The following is a 15183-nucleotide window of genomic DNA, read 5'->3' as shown; positions in this document are numbered from 1 at the left end:
TACGCCGCCATCCGGCAACGTCTCGGGAGAGATTATGAAGAATGAAGTCATCCTGGTCCTCGACTGCGGCGCCACTAACGTACGGGCGATTGCCGTTGACCGCCAGGGGAACATTATCGCCCGCGCCGCAACGGCCAACGCCAGCGATATCGCCGTGGAGAACAGCGCCTGGCACCAGTGGTCGCTGGAGGCGATCCTGCAACGCTTCGCCGAATGCTGTCGGCAAATTGCCGACCCGCTCTCATCCTGCACGGTTCGCGGCATCACGGTCACCACCTTCGGCGTCGACGGCGCGCTGGTGGATGAACAGGGCAAGCTGCTCTATCCGGTCATCAGCTGGAAATGTCCGCGTACCGCGTCGGTGATGGACAATATCGGCCGCTTTATGCCCGCGCAGCAGCTCCAGCAGATCTCCGGCGTCGGCGCATTTGGTTTCAACACCCTGTATAAGCTGATATGGCTGAAAGAGAACCACCCGCAGCTGCTGGAGCAGGCCCACGCCTGGCTGTTCATCTCCTCGCTTCTCAACCAGCGTCTGACCGGGGAATTCACGACCGATATCACCATGGCGGGCACCAGCCAGATGCTGGATATCCACCAGCGGGATTTCAGCGCGCAGATTCTGCAGGCCACGGGGCTGCCGCGCCGCCTGTTTCCCCGGCTCGTTGAAGCGGGCCAGCAGATTGGCACGCTGCGGAGCGATGCCGCGAAAATGCTGGGTTTAGCCGTCGGCATTCCGGTTATCTCCGCCGGGCACGACACCCAGTTCGCGCTGTTTGGCGCGGGCGCGGAGCAGGATGAACCGGTGCTGTCGTCCGGCACCTGGGAAATTCTGATGGTGCGCAGCGCCCAGGTAGACACGTCGCTGCTCAGCCACTATGCGGGCTCCACCTGCGAGCTGGATTGTCAGCCGGGACGCTATAACCCCGGCATGCAGTGGCTGGCCTCCGGCGTGCTGGAATGGATACGCCAGCTGCTGTGGACGCCTGAGACGCCGTGGCAAACGTTGATTGAAGAGGCCCGGGCCCTCCCCCGCGGCGCTCAGAAGGTGAAGATGCAGTGCGACCTGCTATCCAGCCCAACCGCAGGCTGGCAGGGCATAACGCTGAATACCACCCGCGGTCATTTCTACCTCGCCGCGCTGGAAGGATTAGCCGAACAGCTGGCGCACAATCTGCAAACGCTGCAGCAAATCGGCCACTTCAAAGCCCGCGAGCTGCTGCTGGTCGGCGGCGGCAGCCGCAACGCGCTGTGGAATCAGATCAAAGCCAACAGGCTGGAGATCCCCATTAAAGTACTCGATGACGCCGAAACCACCGTCGCCGGCGCCGCCATGTTTGGCTGGTATGGCGTCGGTGAATTCAGCAGCCCGGAGCAGGCCAGAGCGCAGGTGAGCTACCGGTATCGTTACTTTTACCCGCAAACCGAACCCGAACTGATTGAGGGAGTATGAGATGCTAAAAACGATTTCCCCGTTGATTTCCCCGGACCTCCTCAAAGTGCTGGCGGAAATGGGGCATGGCGATGAGATTATTTTTTCCGATGCCCACTTCCCGGCCCACAGCATGGGGCCACAGGTCATTCGCGCCGACGGCCTGCGGGTGAGCGACCTGCTGCAGGCGATTATTCCGCTGTTTGAGTTAGACAGCTACGCTCCGCCGCTGGTGATGATGGCCGCCGTGGACGGCGACGCCCTCGACCCTCAGGTAGAAACGCGCTATCGCGAGGCGCTTTCCGGCCCCGCGCCCTGCCCGGAGATCGCCCGCATCGACCGCTTTGCTTTCTACGAGCGGGCGCAAAAAGCCTTTGCGATCGTTATCACAGGTGAGCGCGCTAAGTACGGGAATATTCTTTTAAAAAAAGGAGTAACGCCGTAATCTCATGCCGGAGCGCCCGTCTGATGCGGGCGCTCAGCGAACGCCAGGGTGAGAAAAATGAAAGCGGCACGACAGCAAGCGATACTAGACCTGCTCATTAACCATAACAGCCTGACCACCGAAGCCTTATCGCTACAGCTTAACGTCAGCAGAGAAACCATTCGCCGCGATCTCAGCGAGCTCCAGTCCCAGGGGAAAGTGCTGCGTAACCACGGTCGGGCAAAAGTCATTCACCGGCAAAGCCGTGACAGCGGCGACCCTTTTCATATCCGTCTGAAAAGCCACTACGCGCACAAAGCGGACATCGCCCGCGAGGCGCTTGCGTGGATAGAAGAGGGGATGGTTATCGCCCTTGATGCCAGTTCCACCTGCTGGTATCTGGCCCGCCAGCTGCCGGATATCAACCTTCACGTCTTTACCAACAGCCAGCCGATTTGCCAGGAGCTCAGCAAGCGAGAGAACATTCAGCTTACCTGCTCCGGGGGTACGCTCCAGCGAAAATACGGCTGCTACGTCAGCGCGTCGCTTATCTCACAACTCAAAGCGCTGGAGATCGACCTGTTCATTTTTTCCTGCGAGGGCATCGACAGCGACGGCGCGCTCTGGGACTCAAATACGGTGAACGCCGAGTTCAAATCGCTGCTGCTTAAGCGAGCGTCGCAATCGTTATTGTTGATTGATAAGAGCAAATTTAATCGTTCAGGGGAGGCGCGGATCGGCCATCTGGATGATGTGACGCATATCGTTTCGGACGTGTCGCAGTCGTAACGGCTATGGCAGCGCCGGATAGCGGCTTAGAGCCTATCCCAATAGGCGTTATTGGTGCAGTCAGTTTGAACACGGACAGCGCGGAAGAACCGGAGCGTACACGTAGTACGTGAGGATTCTGAGCACTGCCCAGGTTCAAAATGGCAAACAAAATAGCCCTAATGGGATAGGCTCTTAGTGCCCTATCCGGCCTACAAAAGCGGCTAAACTAGCGTTCGTCGCGGCGACCGCCGACGGCAGCCCACAGGCGGCGAACGTGCACCGTCACCTCTTCGCGATCGTGATATAGCTGGCGCGCCTGGATTTGCGCGTTGATGCCGTGCTCGTCCAGCTGTTCCTGAATATAGGCCAGGTTGCGCGACAGCTCTTCGTAGCGTTTTTTCATCGGCAGCTTCAGGTTAAAGATGGTTTCCCGGCACCAGCCGTTCACCAGCCACTGGGCCATCAGCGCCGCCACTTTCGCCGGTTTCTCCACCATATCGCACACCATCCACGAAATGTTGTTGCGCGTCGGGCGATACTTGAAGCCATCTTCACGCAGCCAGGTCACCTGGCCGGTATCCATCAGGCTTTGCGCCATCGGACCGTTATCCACCGAGGAGACCCACATATTGCGTTTCACCAACTGATAGGTCCAGCCGCCGGGACAGGCGCCGAGATCCACCGCGTACATACCGTTCGCCAGACGCTCATCCCACTCATCCGCCGGAATAAAGACGTGAAACGCCTCCTCCAGCTTAAGGGTCGAACGGCTCGGCGCATCGGACGGGAACTTGAGGCGCGGAATGCCCATATAGAACGGCGAGTTGTTGTTAGACAACGAGTAACCGGTATAGCAGCAGCCGGGGGCGATAAAGAACACGTGGACCACCGGACGCTTTGGCGTTTCATAGTTGGTCAGCACGCCCGCTTCTCGCAGCGCCGCGCGCAGCGGTACCGTAAACTTGCGGCAGAACTTCATCAGCTCTTTGCTTTCGTTGGTATCGGCGACCTCTACGCGCAGCTCGCCGCCCTTCTCCACCACGCCCTGCAGCATACCGACGATCGGGGAAATCCGGTCTTCCGGCGGCAGGTCGCGCAGCAGTTCGCCAACCACAAACATCTGGCGGGCAAACACCAGCGAGCTGAACGGCAGTTCGCGCACCAGCTTTTCGCCATCTTCGGCCTGGTAGCACTCAAAAATCACATAGCCGGAGTCGTCTTTGACCCGGGCAAAACCAAACACCTCAAGGCGCGAGGCCTTATCGGTAATTTCTGCTGCGCACTCTTTCTCAAACCCAGGGCGACAATAGAGGACAACTTTATTCATGAACAACGCCCTTACGTTTCAGACGAATTGCACCAATTAACATTAATATCCAACCGGCAAGGAAGCAGACGCCCCCAACCGGCGTAACGAACGCCCACAGGCGTAAATGCGAGAGCGCCAGACAGTAGAGGCTGCCGCTAAAAAGAACGGTACCGAGCGCCATAAAGACGCTGCTCCAGTAAAACCAGATGCTGATGCGGCGCTGCATCGCCACCGCCAGGCCAAAAATAGCCAGCGTATGGAATGCCTGATACTGCAGGCCGGTGTGGATCCAGCCCATTTCCGCAACGCCCATGGTTTTACTCAAAACGTGCGCGCCAAAAGCGCCCAAAGCCACAAAGATAAAACCGCTTATCGCGGCGAAAATCAGCATAAAACGGCTGGTCATGTGTTTACCCTACGATGATTTATTGTTCATAACGAAAGCGAAATTTTTCTTGTTCATTAGCCGCTTTTGCCAGAATCCACTGGCGGAAGGCGGCTATTTTACCCAGTTCTGCCTGACTGTCATGACAAACGAGATAAAACGCATTCTTACTGACCAGAACATCATTAAACGGGCAGACCAAACGGCCCGCCTCAATCTCGGACTGCGCCATTACATTGTTGGCCAGCGCGACCCCCTGTCCATGGATTGCCGCCTGCAGCACCATTGCGCTGTGGCTAAATATAGGTCCCTGTTGAACATTAATATGGTTTAGACCTAACTGGCGGGTATAAGTTTGCCAGTCGCGGCGGGAAGCATCGTGCAACAGGGTATGTTGCGCCAGATCGGCAGGCGTTTTCAACGCTTTATCGCCGGTGAGCAACAGCGGTGAGCACACCGGGAGCAGATATTCGGCGTACAGCTTTTCCACCCGCAGCCCCGGCCAGTTGCCGCGGCCGTAAAAAATCGCCACGTCGACATCGTCGGCCAGCTTATCCTCCTGACGGTCCACGGCCTGGATCCTGACGTCGATTCCCGGATAAGCTGAGTTAAAGCTTGTGAGCCTTGGCACCAGCCACTGAATGGCAAAACTGGGGAGCATACTGACGGTTAAGGCCCCTTTTGCGCTTCGGGCCTGAAGCTTGCGGGTCGCTTCGGTGAGCTGCGAAAAAATCTCTTTGATATCCTGAAAATAGCTCTGCCCCTCCTCCGTCAAAAGAAGAGAACGATTGCGTCGACGGAACAGCTTGAGGCCGAGGAAATCCTCCAGGGACTTGATTTGGTGGCTGACTGCGGCCTGCGTCACAAAAAGCTCATCGGCGGCGCGAGTGAAGCTAAGATGGCGGGCGGCTGCATCAAAAACACGTAATGCATTCAGAGGTGGCAAACGCTTGGACATAGTTATTCTGGCTTAGATGTTAAGGCAATTTAACAAATAGGAAACAATAGTTAACCTATTAGTTTTTTTTATCTGAGCTATTATAATTTGTCCGTTGAGCTTCTACCAGCAAATACCTATAGTGGCGGCACTTCCTGAGCCGGAACGAAGAGCTTTTTTTGGAATGCGTGTTCCAACAAGCTTTTGGCTTACGGTTGTGATGTTGTGTTGTTGTGTTTGCAATTGGTCCGGGTTTGCGGACCATGGTAGCTCAGCTACCCCTTTTCACTTCCTGTACATTTACCCTGTCTGTCCATAGTGATTTAATGTAGCACCGCACTGCGCGGTGCTTTTTTTTGCCTGCTATACCGAAATCACTTATCCAGCTCGCCCAGCTGTTTTACGTCAGAACGGTTGATCTGCTGCTTGTTACCCCAGGCATCTTTGTACGAAATCATGCCAGTATCATTATCCGTTTGCGGTTTGCCGTCGGTCACGATGGTGCGCCCATCGTTGGTATGCATCACGTAGTTGGAGGAGCAGGCGCTCAGGCCAAAGGTCAGCACACAGGCAGAAATAATTGCGGCAGTCTTATTCATTTTCATCTTTCTCTCCTTTCGACTATTTATACTGTTTATGATTCTTTCTGTACCAGGTTAAAACGCAAACCCAACACTATTCAGCATAACTATCTTTTACCCACCCGAAGTCATATTCAGAAAATTCCAGTCGTTAGCAGAAACCTTGTATCACCCGCCGATTTGCGCGACGATCCTGATATCGATACGAGGAATCTCATGAACGCATTCAACCCCGTCCAATTTCGCGCCCAGTTCCCGGCGCTGGCCGACGCCGGCGTCTATCTTGATAGCGCCGCGACAACCCTCAAACCGCTGGCGGTCATTGAGGCCAGCGACCAGTTCTATCGCCTTAGCGCCGGTAACGTCCACCGCAGCCAGTTCGCCACCGCCCGTCAGCTAACCGAACGCTATGAAAACGCGCGCGAACGGGTGGCAACGCTGCTCAACGCCCCTTCCGGCCAGGATATCGTCTGGACGCGCGGCACCACCGAAGCCATTAATATGGTGGCGCAGAGCTACGTGCGCCCGCGCCTGAAACCCGGCGATGAGATTATCGTCAGCGAAGCAGAGCATCACGCCAACCTGGTGCCGTGGTTAATGGTTGCCGGGCAAACCGGCGCGCGGGTGGTGAAGCTGCCGCTGGCGGGCAACCGCCTGCCGGACGTGGCGGCGCTTGGCGCGCTTATCACGCCGCGCAGCCGGGTGCTGGCGATTGGCCAGATGTCCAACGTCACCGGCGGCTGCCCGGATCTGGCGCTGGCAATACGCCAGGCCCGCGCTGCCGGGATGGTGGTGATGGTCGACGGCGCGCAGGGGGCGGTGCATTTCCCGGCGGACGTCCAGGCGCTGGATATCGACTTTTATGCTTTTTCAGGCCATAAGCTCTACGGGCCGACCGGCATCGGCGCGCTGTATGGCAAAAGCGAACGGCTGGCGGAGATGTCGCCGTGGCTCGGCGGCGGAAAAATGATTACCGAAGTCACCTTCGATGGCTTCAAAACCCAGCCCGCCCCCTGGCGCTTCGAGGCGGGAACGCCCAATATCGCCGGGGTGATCGGCCTGAGCGCGGCGCTGGAGTGGCTGGAGGAGACGGACATCGCGCAGGCGGAAAACTGGAGCCGCGGCCTGTCGACGCTGGCGGAAGACGAGCTGGCGAAACGTCCGGGCTTCCGCTCCTTCCGCTGCCAGGACGCCAGCCTGCTGGCGTTTGATTTTGACGGCGTTCACCATAGCGATATGGTGACGCTGCTGGCGGAGTCGGGGATCGCGCTGCGCGCCGGTCAGCACTGCGCCCAGCCGCTGCTGGCGGCGCTTGGCGTCAGCGGCACGCTACGGGCCTCCTTCGCGCCTTATAACACGCAAGACGATGTCTACGCGCTGGTGCACGCCGTGGACCGCGCTCTGGAAATACTGGTGGATTAATGACGACTTCTCACCCTTTTGGTACCCGCATCACCGAGGCATCTCTACGGCAGACCTTTACCCCGCTCAGCCAGTGGGAAGATAAATACCGCCAGCTGATTTTACTGGGTAAGCAGCTTCCCGCGCTGCCGGACGACCTGAAAGCGCGAGCCAAAGAGATTGCCGGTTGTGAAAACCGCGTCTGGCTGGGGCACGTCGTTGACGCCGAGGGCAAGCTGCATTTCTTCGGCGATAGCGAAGGCCGCATCGTGCGCGGCATGCTGGCGGTGCTGTTGACCGCCATAGAAGGCAAAAGCGCCGCTGAGCTGCTGGCGCAGGATCCGCTGGCGCTATTTGATGCGCTGGGGCTGCGCGGCCAGCTGAGCGCCTCGCGCAGTCAGGGGCTCAGCGCCCTGGGCGAAGCGGTGCTCGCCGCCGCCCGCGAGGTTTAAGCGCATCCCGGGGGCGGCGCTTGACGCGCCTTGCCCGGGCTACGGGTTCGTGCGGTTTTGTCGCCCGGACAGGTGCGCAGTTTTGTAGCCCGGGTAAGGCGCCTGCGCCGCGACCCGGGAATTTACGCCGTCTGCCGCTCCGCCTTCGCCAGCATTTTCTTCAGCGCGTGGGAGACGGCGACAAAACCAAAGGTCGCGGTCACCATCGTCGCGGCGCCAAAGCCGGATGCGCAGTCCATTCGCTTCGGCCCCTCAGCGGTGCTTTTCATCGCACAAACGCTGCCGTCCGCCTGCGGATAAACCAGCGCTTCGGTGGAAAACACGCAATCCACGCCGAGCTTACCTTTGCTGTTCTTCACCACCCCAAACTGGCTCTTCAAACGCTCACGCAGCTTTGCCGCCAGCGGATCCTGGATGGTTTTCGCCAGATCGGCGACCTGAATTTGCGTCGGATCAATTTGCCCGCCCGCGCCGCCGGTGGTCACCAGCGGAACCTTATGGCGACGACAGTAAGCGATTAGCGCCGCTTTCGGGCGCACGCTGTCGATGGCGTCAATCACGTAGCTAAAGCCAACGCCAAGATACTCGGCGACGTTTTCCGGGGTAACAAAATCGTCCACCACCGTGACCCGGCACTCGGGGTTGATCAGGCGAATACGCTCCGCCATCACCTCGGCTTTCGCCAGGCCAACGTTGCCGCCAAGGGCGTGGATCTGGCGATTGGTGTTGGTCACGCAGACATCATCCATATCGATCAGGGTAATCGCGCCAATTCCGGTTCTCGCCAGCGCTTCCGCCGCCCATGAGCCTACGCCGCCGATGCCGACTACGCAGACGTGCGCGTCGGCAAAACATTGCAGCGCCTTTTCACCATATAAACGCGCCGTGCCGCCAAAACGCTGGCGCCAGGCATCGCTGATTACAACAGACATAAAACCTCAGAATTAGTGGACATTCCCGGGTCGCAGCGCAAGCGCCTTACCCGGGCGACAAAATCAGCCGTAGCCCCGGTAAGCGCAGCGCGACCGGGGAAAAGAACCGGCGTACTAGCCGCTAAAGACGTTGCCCGCACCCGGAGCGTTTTTCAGCACCCATACGCGGCCGTAGTGGTTATACCAACCGGCACGATGCCCGGCATCCGGGCCAATGCCCTGGTAAATATCGAAGTGCTGGCCTTTAATCGCCCCGCCAACATCGAGAGCCACCATTAAACGCAGCTCGTACTGGCCGTTAAACTTGCCGTTATTATCCAGCAGCGGCACCTCCGCCAGCAGCGTGGTGCCGGCAGGAACAATGGAACGGTCGGAAGCCACCGATGCGCGGCCAATCAGCGGCACCGCGCTGGCACCTTTCACCGGCGCAAAAGACTGCGGTTTAAAGAAGACGAACGACGGGTTCTGCTCCAGCAGCTCGCGCACTTCCGCCTCGCTGTGCTTTTCGCCCCATTCGCGGATCGCCTGCATCGACATATCTTCGCGCTTCACTTCGCCGCGGTCGATCAGCACTTTACCGATGCTGTAGTACGGCCAGCCGTTTTTCCCGGCATAGCTGAAGAAGTTCAGCGGCGAGCCGTCGCCAAAGTCAATGTAGCCGCTGCCCTGCACGTCCATGATGAAGTTATCCATCAGCGAGTTGCTGTAGGCCAGAATGTAGTTGTCGCTCAGAGTCCCGGCGTAGATGCTGGCGCGGGACGGTAGCTTGCCGCGCTTCGGCGGCATCCGGTAAATCGGGTACTGGAACTCGCCCTGGCGAGTATGGCGCGCCTGCACCACCGGCGTGTAGTAGCCGGTAAACTGGACGTTACCGTAGTTATCCGTCCCCTGCATCTGCCAGGCGTCGATACCAAACTGGCTCAGCGTGCGGGTGTCGCCGCCGGAACGCAGCCACTCCTGAATCGCATTGTAGACGTTGCTCTGGCTGGTGTAGAGGCGCGGAGAGGCGCTACGAATCTGTCTCACCTGCTCGGAGAAATCGCCGGCGTTGATCGGCGAGCCGACCGCATCAGGTTGGTTAACCAATGAAAACGGCTGGGTGAGTTTACCTTCATTATACTGCTGACCGCGATCGGTCGGTTTTGAGGAACAGGCGGCCAGCATTGCCAGCATTGCGCCTGTTACTGCGTATTTTGCCCAACGTCCTTTCATGGTATCTCTTCTTTATGCTGCTAAGCCCGGGTGCGTGATGAAGATAACAAACCCCCAGGGCTAATGAAATGAGCTTCGGCACCGCAAAGGCAGATTTGCGCAAAAAATAGGCTGGAAGTGATTCTATATGCACCATTTTTTACAAAATTGATGATTTCTGCCAAAAAGGGTTGCATCAAAACGTTAGCGGAGTATAGTGCGCTTCCACGGACGCGGGGTGGAGCAGCCTGGTAGCTCGTCGGGCTCATAACCCGAAGGTCGTCGGTTCAAATCCGGCCCCCGCAACCAACATCATAAACACCCTCAAGGGTGTTTTTTTGTTTCTGCGCTGCGCAAAATCTTATACCTGATTCAGGGAACGGCGCAGCGCCGCTCCCCGGCCCTTTTTCAGCCCTTCGGCAACACAATATTGCTCGCCGCCAGCATGCCCATCTCGTGATACATCGCGCAGGCCGCTTCCACGATCGGCATCGCCAGCGCCGCGCCGCTGCCTTCGCCCAGGCGCATCCCCATGTTCAGGTAGGGCTCCAGTTCGAGATGCATCAGCGCCGTACGCGCCCCCTTCTCCGCCGAATAGTGGGACGGGATCAGATAGGGTTTCACTTCCGGCGCAATTCGGCACGCCGCCAGCGCCGCCGCGTAGGAGAGGAAGCCATCGAGCAGCACCGGCAGGCCGCAGGAGGCCGCGCCCAGCATCACGCCCGTCATCCCCAATAAATCAAAACCACCTACTTTCGCCAGCACGTCGAGACCATCGTTCGGGTCAGGCCGGTTGACGGCGATAGCCCGGCGCACCACTTCCACTTTATTAGCGACCTTCGCCAACGGCAGATTAGCGCCAATCCCGACCACCTCCTGGGCATCGCTGCCGGTCAGAACGCTGACAATCGCCGCCGCCGGGGTGGTATTGGCCATTCCGAGCTCCCCGACGCCAAACAGGGTGACGCCATCCTGCGCCAGCCCTCGGGTATAGCGCATCACCTCCAGCAGCAGCTCTTCCGCCTGGCCGCGGCGCATTGCCGGACCGACGGCGATATTGCCGCAGCCGCGCGCCACGCGCATGTTGATAACGCCCGGTATCAGCTCAGCATCGATCCCGACATCAATCACGTGCATTTTCGCGCCCGCCTGCGCCGCCAGCACGCAAACGCCGGTTTTACCCAGCGTCATATTCGCCGCCTGAATGGCGGTCACCGCTTTCGGCGAGATGGCGACCCCTTCGTCCCACACGCCGTGGTCGGCGCACATCACCAGCAGCGCCTTCTTTTTCACCTGCGGCACGCCGTCAAGACCGGGCATGCCCGCCAGCTGTACGGCAAGATCTTCAAGGCGTCCAAGGCTTCCGGGCGGCTTCAGCAGGCCGTCGATATGAAGCCGGGCGCGCGCCATCGCGCTTTCATCAGGCGCCGGGATCGCGCCCAGTAGAGAGGTTAAGCTTTGCATAGAGGTTCTCGTCTTGTTGGCTGGCTCATGGCAGAGCCAGCAGGAAGAATAACGCCCGGTACGGCGCGCCTGGCCTATTTGATTTTTACGCCAATGCCCGACACCACCAGCCACACCTCGTCCGCCGCCGCCGCCAGGCGCTGGTTAACGCGTCCGGCGATGTCGCGGAAATGGCGGGCCAGACGGTTTTCCGGCACAATCCCCATCCCCACCTCGTTGGTCACCAGCACCACGCGGGCCGGGCAGCGCTGGCAGGCGGCAATCAGTACCGCGATTTCGGCGTCGATCGCCCGCTCCATCGCCGCATAATCCCAGTCGTCCGGCGCGCTGTCGCCCCCCAGCGCAAACAGCAGGTTGGTTACCATGGTGGTGATGCATTCCAGCAAAATCGCCTCCTCCGGGGCGATATCCGGGGTGATCAGTTCATCAAGCTGCTGCCAGCGCTCGGCGGTGCGCCAGTGCGCGGGCCTGCCGTCGCGGTGGTGCTGGATCCTCGCCGCCATCTCGTCATCAAAGATCTGCGAGGTGGCGATATAGAGTACCTGCGGCGCATGGGCGATCAGCGCTTCGGCATGGCGGCTTTTACCGCTGCGCGCCCCGCCGGTGACTAAAGTCAGCATACGGGCTCCTGATGTTGGCGCATGATGGCGTAGATTTTTTCGATATCAATATGCTGACGCATCGCGTCCGCCAGCAGATCGAACTGGCGAGATTTATACTGCGCATACTCGAAATCGCTATCCAGCGCCGCCAGCCCTTTACGCTGGCGCAGGCCGTTAACCAGCGCGCGGGTAAATGCATCGCTATCGAACAGGCCGTGCAGATAGGTGCCAAACGCCAGGCCGTCATCGCTGACCGCGCCGTCCGCCACGCTCAGGCCGCCTTTATGTAATTGCATCAGAGAACGGCAGCCGTCGCGCAGCTCGGTTTCGCCCATATGAATTTCGTAGCCGCTTACCGCCAGCCCCGCCGTTGCCGCCAGCCACGCCGGCAGCGCCGGAGCCAGAGTCGCCGTTACCTGGGTGGTCGTTTTGCTGTGCGCAAAGTGGGTGACGGTATTGAGCAACCCCAGCCCCGGCTGGGTGCCAAGCCCCGACTCCACCTCATCGATGATGGTTTCGCCGAGCATCTGGTAGCCGCCGCAGATCCCCAGCACCGGTACGCCCTGACGCCGGGCCTGCAGTACCGCGTGCGCCATGCCGCTCTCGCGCAGCCAGCCCAGGTCGCCGAGCGTATTTTTACTGCCCGGCAGGATAATCATATCCACGCCCGCCAGCTCCTGGGGCTGGCGAACATAGCGAACGCGGACGTCCGGCTGCGCCGCCAGCGCGTTGAAATCGGTAAAATTAGAAATGTGCGGCACCTGAATCACGGCAATCTCAATATCGCGCCTGTCGGTACGCAGATATTTCCCTTTTTGCAGCGCGACGCCGTCCTCATCTTCAAGATCGACCTCCAGCCACGGCATGACGCCGAGCACCGGGACGCCGGTGAGCGCTTCTATCTGCTCGATCCCGGAATACAGCAGCGCCACGTCGCCGCGAAATTTATTGATAATCACCCCTTTGACCCGCGCGCGCTCGCGATCGTGCAGCAGCGCGAGCGTGCCGTAGATGGAGGCGAATACGCCGCCGCGATCGATATCCGCCACGAGGATCACCGGGCACTGGGCCATCTCGGCCATGCCCATATTGACGATGTCGCGATCGCGCAGGTTGATCTCCGCCGGACTGCCCGCCCCTTCCAGCACCAGTACATCATGTTCGGCGGCCAGGCTGTTATAAACCGCGAGGATCTGTTCCCGCAGGCGCGGCTTGTATTCGTGATAGCTCACCGCGTCCATATCGGTCGCCACTTTGCCCATCAGCACCACCTGCGCTTTACGGTCGCTGGTTGGCTTAAGCAGCACCGGGTTCATGCGCACATCCGGGGTAATGCCCGCCGCTTCGGCCTGGAAAATCTGCGCGCGGCCCATCTCTTTGCCATCCGGCGTGATACCGGAATTAAGCGCCATATTCTGCGATTTAAACGGCGCGGTGCGCTGCCCGTCCTGATAAAAGATGCGGCACAGCCCCGCGACCAGCACGCTTTTGCCGACGTCGGAAGCGGTGCCCTGTAACATAATTGCCAGCGTCATGACGCCTCCTTCATCGCGTTGCTTCGCATCCGCGTAAAAAATTCTTCTTCGGTTTTACACAGCGGCAGCCCGAGCTGCGCGTGCAGTTTCACCAGCCACGGCTGGGTTAGCCCGGCCTGGGCCATCAGTTCGCTGCGGGCAAACACCTCCCCGGGTTCGCCGTGCGCCAGCACTTCGCCGCGGCGTAACACGTAAACCGCATCGCTGATTTCATAGATCAGATCGATGTCGTGGCTGGAGATCGCCACGTGGTTGCCCCGATCGGCAATGCGCTTAATGATGTCGATCATCTGCGCGCGCCCCGAGGGATCGAGCCCCGCCGTCGGCTCGTCGAGCAGTAAATAGCGCGCCTGCAGCACCAGCGCGCCGGCTATCGCCACGCGCTTTTTCTGCCCGTGGCTCAGGCACTGAATCGGCTGGTGACGAAACCCCTGGGCATCGACGAGAGTCAGGGCATCGTCCACCCGGCGGGCAATTTCCTCTTCCGCAACCCCCAGGTTACGCAGGCTAAAGGCGATATCGCTGTCGATATCGGTATAGAAAATCTGCTGGTCCGGGTCCTGAAAAACGGTCGCCACCTGCTGACGCAGCGCCAGCAGGCCGCGTTTGCTGTAGTCCAGCGGTTTTCCCTGCCACAGCACCGCCCCGCTCTGCGGGCGCAGCAGACCGCTCAGGTTCATAAACAGCGTGGATTTTCCGCAGCCGTTCGCCCCCACCAGTCCGGTCACCGCGTGACGGGAAAAATCCAGCGTCAGCCCCTTCAGCACCGGCTCGTCCTGATAGCGAAACCAGAGATCGGTCGTGGCAAGCATACTTATCCTTAGAGGTGAAAGTCACCCTGATACAGTTTGATATCCAGCGTGGTGCTCATCTGCTGGTAGCGGATCATCACCCGGGTAAACAGCAGCCCTACCAGCATCGCCAGCGAACGATAGCCCTTCGGCACGCTACGGTAGCCAAAACGTAATGTTTGCGCACGATGAATCGCCAGCGCTTCGTCTAACAGAATAAAAATAAAGCGCCAGGTCAGCAGGATTTGCTCGGTCAGCAGCCGCGGCACCCGCCCGCGCTTGAGCAGCACAATAAGCTGCGGGAACGGCAGATTCAGCACCAGCCAGAAGGTGGACGCCAGCGCCACCAGGCTGCGCCAGAAGGTCTGACTGGCGGTCGTCAGCCCCTCCGACGTAATGCCCAGCCATACGCTGCCCAGCGGCAGGCTCACCAGCAGATCCTGCGGATTGCGGCTGACGCTAAACAGAATGGTCAGCACGCCGATCAGCAGGAAGCCAAACGGCAGCGCCATCCAGCGGCACCAGCGCCACGGCGAGACCCGCAGCAGCCAGCAGGTTAAGACGGCAATCAGCGCCATTTCGATACCCTGCCCCAGCGGAGGCAGGGTAAAGGCCAGCACCATCAGCAGCAGCCAGAACAGGAACTTGCGCTCCGGCGCGACGTGAAACCAGCGGCTCTGATAGCTAAGTCGGTCAAACCCGGTCATCACGGCGCTGTCTGCCTTTGCTGTAGCCCAGAATATAGAAAATCACCGCCGCGCCGAGGGAGCCCTGGAGCGTAAACAGCAGGCTCTCAATTTCTCCACTCGCCGGTTCGTACAGCGGCTGGAACCACGGCTCATAATGCGGTGCGACCACCTGAATCTGGCTCTCCGCCTCGCCGTCCGAACCGCCAAACTCGCCGCCGTGATCGACAAAGAACGGCAGGATCACCAGCGCCACCACCATGGCGAACAATATCAGCGTCTTTTTCATG

The 15183-nt window shown here is 59.5% G+C and carries 17 protein-coding genes and 1 tRNA gene; 6 read left to right on the top strand and 12 right to left on the bottom strand.

Features of this window, described 5'->3' with window-relative positions:
- Positions 1-34: 34 nt before the first annotated feature.
- Genes fucK through fucR form a run of 3 tightly spaced genes read left to right on the top strand, consistent with a single transcriptional unit; the run spans position 35 to position 2645 of the window.
- Complete coding sequence (gene fucK / locus ABLU96_RS14540) at positions 35-1453, top strand: L-fuculokinase (RefSeq protein ID WP_014839390.1); 1419 nt, start codon at positions 35-37, stop codon at positions 1451-1453.
- Between the two features lies 1 nt (position 1454).
- Complete coding sequence (gene fucU, locus ABLU96_RS14535; RefSeq protein ID WP_046876658.1) at positions 1455-1877, top strand: L-fucose mutarotase; 423 nt, start codon at positions 1455-1457, stop codon at positions 1875-1877.
- A gap of 57 nt (positions 1878-1934) precedes the next feature.
- Complete coding sequence (gene fucR / locus ABLU96_RS14530; RefSeq protein WP_025108018.1) at positions 1935-2645, top strand: L-fucose operon activator; 711 nt, start codon at positions 1935-1937, stop codon at positions 2643-2645.
- Between the two features lie 208 nt (positions 2646-2853).
- On the opposite strand, the gene rlmM is transcribed toward fucR, so the two are convergent.
- The 4 genes from rlmM to ABLU96_RS14510 form a co-directional block, all read right to left on the bottom strand.
- Entirely contained in the window at positions 2854-3954 is a 1101-nt protein-coding gene (gene rlmM / locus ABLU96_RS14525) for a 23S rRNA (cytidine(2498)-2'-O)-methyltransferase RlmM (protein WP_014226619.1), read from the bottom strand.
- Positions 3947-4342, bottom strand: coding sequence for a DUF423 domain-containing protein (locus tag ABLU96_RS14520; RefSeq protein WP_004853688.1), 396 nt, complete (start codon positions 4340-4342; stop codon positions 3947-3949). The genes rlmM and ABLU96_RS14520 overlap by 8 nt, the downstream gene beginning before the upstream one ends.
- A 19-nt stretch (positions 4343-4361) precedes the next feature.
- A complete protein-coding gene (gene gcvA / locus ABLU96_RS14515; RefSeq protein ID WP_004114967.1) occupies positions 4362-5279 on the bottom strand; it encodes a glycine cleavage system transcriptional regulator GcvA in 918 nt (305 codons plus the stop codon).
- A gap of 353 nt (positions 5280-5632) precedes the next feature.
- Positions 5633-5857: a YgdI/YgdR family lipoprotein gene (locus ABLU96_RS14510; RefSeq protein ID WP_014226620.1), complete on the bottom strand. Its 225-nt coding sequence runs from the start codon at positions 5855-5857 to the stop codon at positions 5633-5635.
- Between the two features lie 198 nt (positions 5858-6055).
- On the opposite strand from ABLU96_RS14510, the gene csdA reads away from it, so the two are divergent.
- Both csdA and csdE read left to right on the top strand, forming a co-directional pair.
- Positions 6056-7261 carry a cysteine desulfurase CsdA gene (gene csdA / locus ABLU96_RS14505; protein WP_049071123.1) on the top strand — a complete coding sequence of 402 codons (1206 nt, stop codon included), beginning with the start codon at positions 6056-6058 and terminating at the stop codon, positions 7259-7261.
- On the top strand, positions 7261-7692 hold the full coding sequence (gene csdE, locus ABLU96_RS14500) for a cysteine desulfurase sulfur acceptor subunit CsdE (RefSeq protein ID WP_064404147.1): 432 nt from the start codon (positions 7261-7263) through the stop codon (positions 7690-7692). The genes csdA and csdE overlap by 1 nt, the downstream gene beginning before the upstream one ends.
- A 122-nt stretch (positions 7693-7814) precedes the next feature.
- Here csdE and tcdA read toward each other — a convergent pair whose 3' ends face one another.
- Together tcdA and mltA are read right to left on the bottom strand one after the other, a co-directional pair.
- The gene (gene tcdA / locus ABLU96_RS14495) at positions 7815-8624 is read right to left on the bottom strand and encodes a tRNA cyclic N6-threonylcarbamoyladenosine(37) synthase TcdA (RefSeq protein ID WP_009651598.1); all 810 of its coding nucleotides are present in this window, start codon (positions 8622-8624) and stop codon (positions 7815-7817) included.
- A gap of 114 nt (positions 8625-8738) precedes the next feature.
- Positions 8739-9836, bottom strand: coding sequence for a murein transglycosylase A (gene mltA, locus ABLU96_RS14490; protein WP_064404150.1), 1098 nt, complete (start codon positions 9834-9836; stop codon positions 8739-8741).
- 211 nt (positions 9837-10047) lie between these two features.
- On the opposite strand from mltA, the gene ABLU96_RS14485 reads away from it, so the two are divergent.
- Positions 10048-10124: transfer RNA gene (locus tag ABLU96_RS14485), tRNA-Met, on the top strand.
- Positions 10125-10223: 99 nt separating this feature from the next.
- Here the strand turns inward: ABLU96_RS14485 and cobT are convergent.
- The 6 genes from cobT to ABLU96_RS14455 all read right to left on the bottom strand — a co-directional run bounded on the left by cobT (position 10224) and on the right by ABLU96_RS14455 (position 15182).
- Complete coding sequence (gene cobT / locus ABLU96_RS14480; protein WP_004853701.1) at positions 10224-11279, bottom strand: nicotinate-nucleotide--dimethylbenzimidazole phosphoribosyltransferase; 1056 nt, start codon at positions 11277-11279, stop codon at positions 10224-10226.
- 74 nt (positions 11280-11353) lie between these two features.
- Positions 11354-11899, bottom strand: a complete 546-nt coding sequence (gene cobU, locus ABLU96_RS14475) for a bifunctional adenosylcobinamide kinase/adenosylcobinamide-phosphate guanylyltransferase (RefSeq protein ID WP_004853703.1) — start codon at positions 11897-11899, stop codon at positions 11354-11356.
- A complete protein-coding gene (locus ABLU96_RS14470; protein ID WP_046876766.1) occupies positions 11893-13416 on the bottom strand; it encodes a cobyric acid synthase in 1524 nt (507 codons plus the stop codon). The genes cobU and ABLU96_RS14470 overlap by 7 nt, the downstream gene beginning before the upstream one ends.
- Entirely contained in the window at positions 13413-14228 is an 816-nt protein-coding gene (locus ABLU96_RS14465; RefSeq protein ID WP_025107439.1) for an energy-coupling factor ABC transporter ATP-binding protein, read from the bottom strand. The genes ABLU96_RS14470 and ABLU96_RS14465 overlap by 4 nt, the downstream gene beginning before the upstream one ends.
- An 8-nt stretch (positions 14229-14236) precedes the next feature.
- Positions 14237-14914: an energy-coupling factor ABC transporter transmembrane protein gene (locus ABLU96_RS14460; RefSeq protein WP_064404151.1), complete on the bottom strand. Its 678-nt coding sequence runs from the start codon at positions 14912-14914 to the stop codon at positions 14237-14239.
- Entirely contained in the window at positions 14901-15182 is a 282-nt protein-coding gene (locus ABLU96_RS14455; protein WP_004105092.1) for an energy-coupling factor ABC transporter substrate-binding protein, read from the bottom strand. Before ABLU96_RS14455 ends, ABLU96_RS14460 begins: the two co-directional genes overlap by 14 nt.
- Between the last annotated feature and the right edge of the window lies 1 nt (position 15183).

Origin of the sequence: Klebsiella sp. CN_Kp106 (assembly GCF_040064575.1) — a bacterium.
Taxonomy (GTDB): Bacteria; Pseudomonadota; Gammaproteobacteria; order Enterobacterales; family Enterobacteriaceae; genus Klebsiella; species Klebsiella michiganensis.
This window is presented reverse-complemented; position numbering and strand designations above follow the sequence as displayed.

Coding starts and splice junctions, on each gene's coding strand:
- csdE (WP_064404147.1), top strand. CDS start 7,261: ATGACGACTTCTCACCCTTTTGGTACCCGCATCACCGAGGCATCTCTA.
- fucR (WP_025108018.1), top strand. CDS start 1,935: ATGAAAGCGGCACGACAGCAAGCGATACTAGACCTGCTCATTAACCAT.
- rlmM (WP_014226619.1), bottom strand. CDS start 3,954: ATGAATAAAGTTGTCCTCTATTGTCGCCCTGGGTTTGAGAAAGAGTGC.
- ABLU96_RS14455 (WP_004105092.1), bottom strand. CDS start 15,182: ATGAAAAAGACGCTGATATTGTTCGCCATGGTGGTGGCGCTGGTGATC.
- fucU (WP_046876658.1), top strand. CDS start 1,455: ATGCTAAAAACGATTTCCCCGTTGATTTCCCCGGACCTCCTCAAAGTG.
- csdA (WP_049071123.1), top strand. CDS start 6,056: ATGAACGCATTCAACCCCGTCCAATTTCGCGCCCAGTTCCCGGCGCTG.
- cobT (WP_004853701.1), bottom strand. CDS start 11,279: ATGCAAAGCTTAACCTCTCTACTGGGCGCGATCCCGGCGCCTGATGAA.
- mltA (WP_064404150.1), bottom strand. CDS start 9,836: ATGAAAGGACGTTGGGCAAAATACGCAGTAACAGGCGCAATGCTGGCA.
- fucK (WP_014839390.1), top strand. CDS start 35: ATGAAGAATGAAGTCATCCTGGTCCTCGACTGCGGCGCCACTAACGTA.
- ABLU96_RS14460 (WP_064404151.1), bottom strand. CDS start 14,914: ATGACCGGGTTTGACCGACTTAGCTATCAGAGCCGCTGGTTTCACGTC.
- tcdA (WP_009651598.1), bottom strand. CDS start 8,624: ATGTCTGTTGTAATCAGCGATGCCTGGCGCCAGCGTTTTGGCGGCACG.
- ABLU96_RS14520 (WP_004853688.1), bottom strand. CDS start 4,342: ATGACCAGCCGTTTTATGCTGATTTTCGCCGCGATAAGCGGTTTTATC.
- cobU (WP_004853703.1), bottom strand. CDS start 11,899: ATGCTGACTTTAGTCACCGGCGGGGCGCGCAGCGGTAAAAGCCGCCAT.
- gcvA (WP_004114967.1), bottom strand. CDS start 5,279: ATGTCCAAGCGTTTGCCACCTCTGAATGCATTACGTGTTTTTGATGCA.
- ABLU96_RS14510 (WP_014226620.1), bottom strand. CDS start 5,857: ATGAATAAGACTGCCGCAATTATTTCTGCCTGTGTGCTGACCTTTGGC.
- ABLU96_RS14470 (WP_046876766.1), bottom strand. CDS start 13,416: ATGACGCTGGCAATTATGTTACAGGGCACCGCTTCCGACGTCGGCAAA.
- ABLU96_RS14465 (WP_025107439.1), bottom strand. CDS start 14,228: ATGCTTGCCACGACCGATCTCTGGTTTCGCTATCAGGACGAGCCGGTG.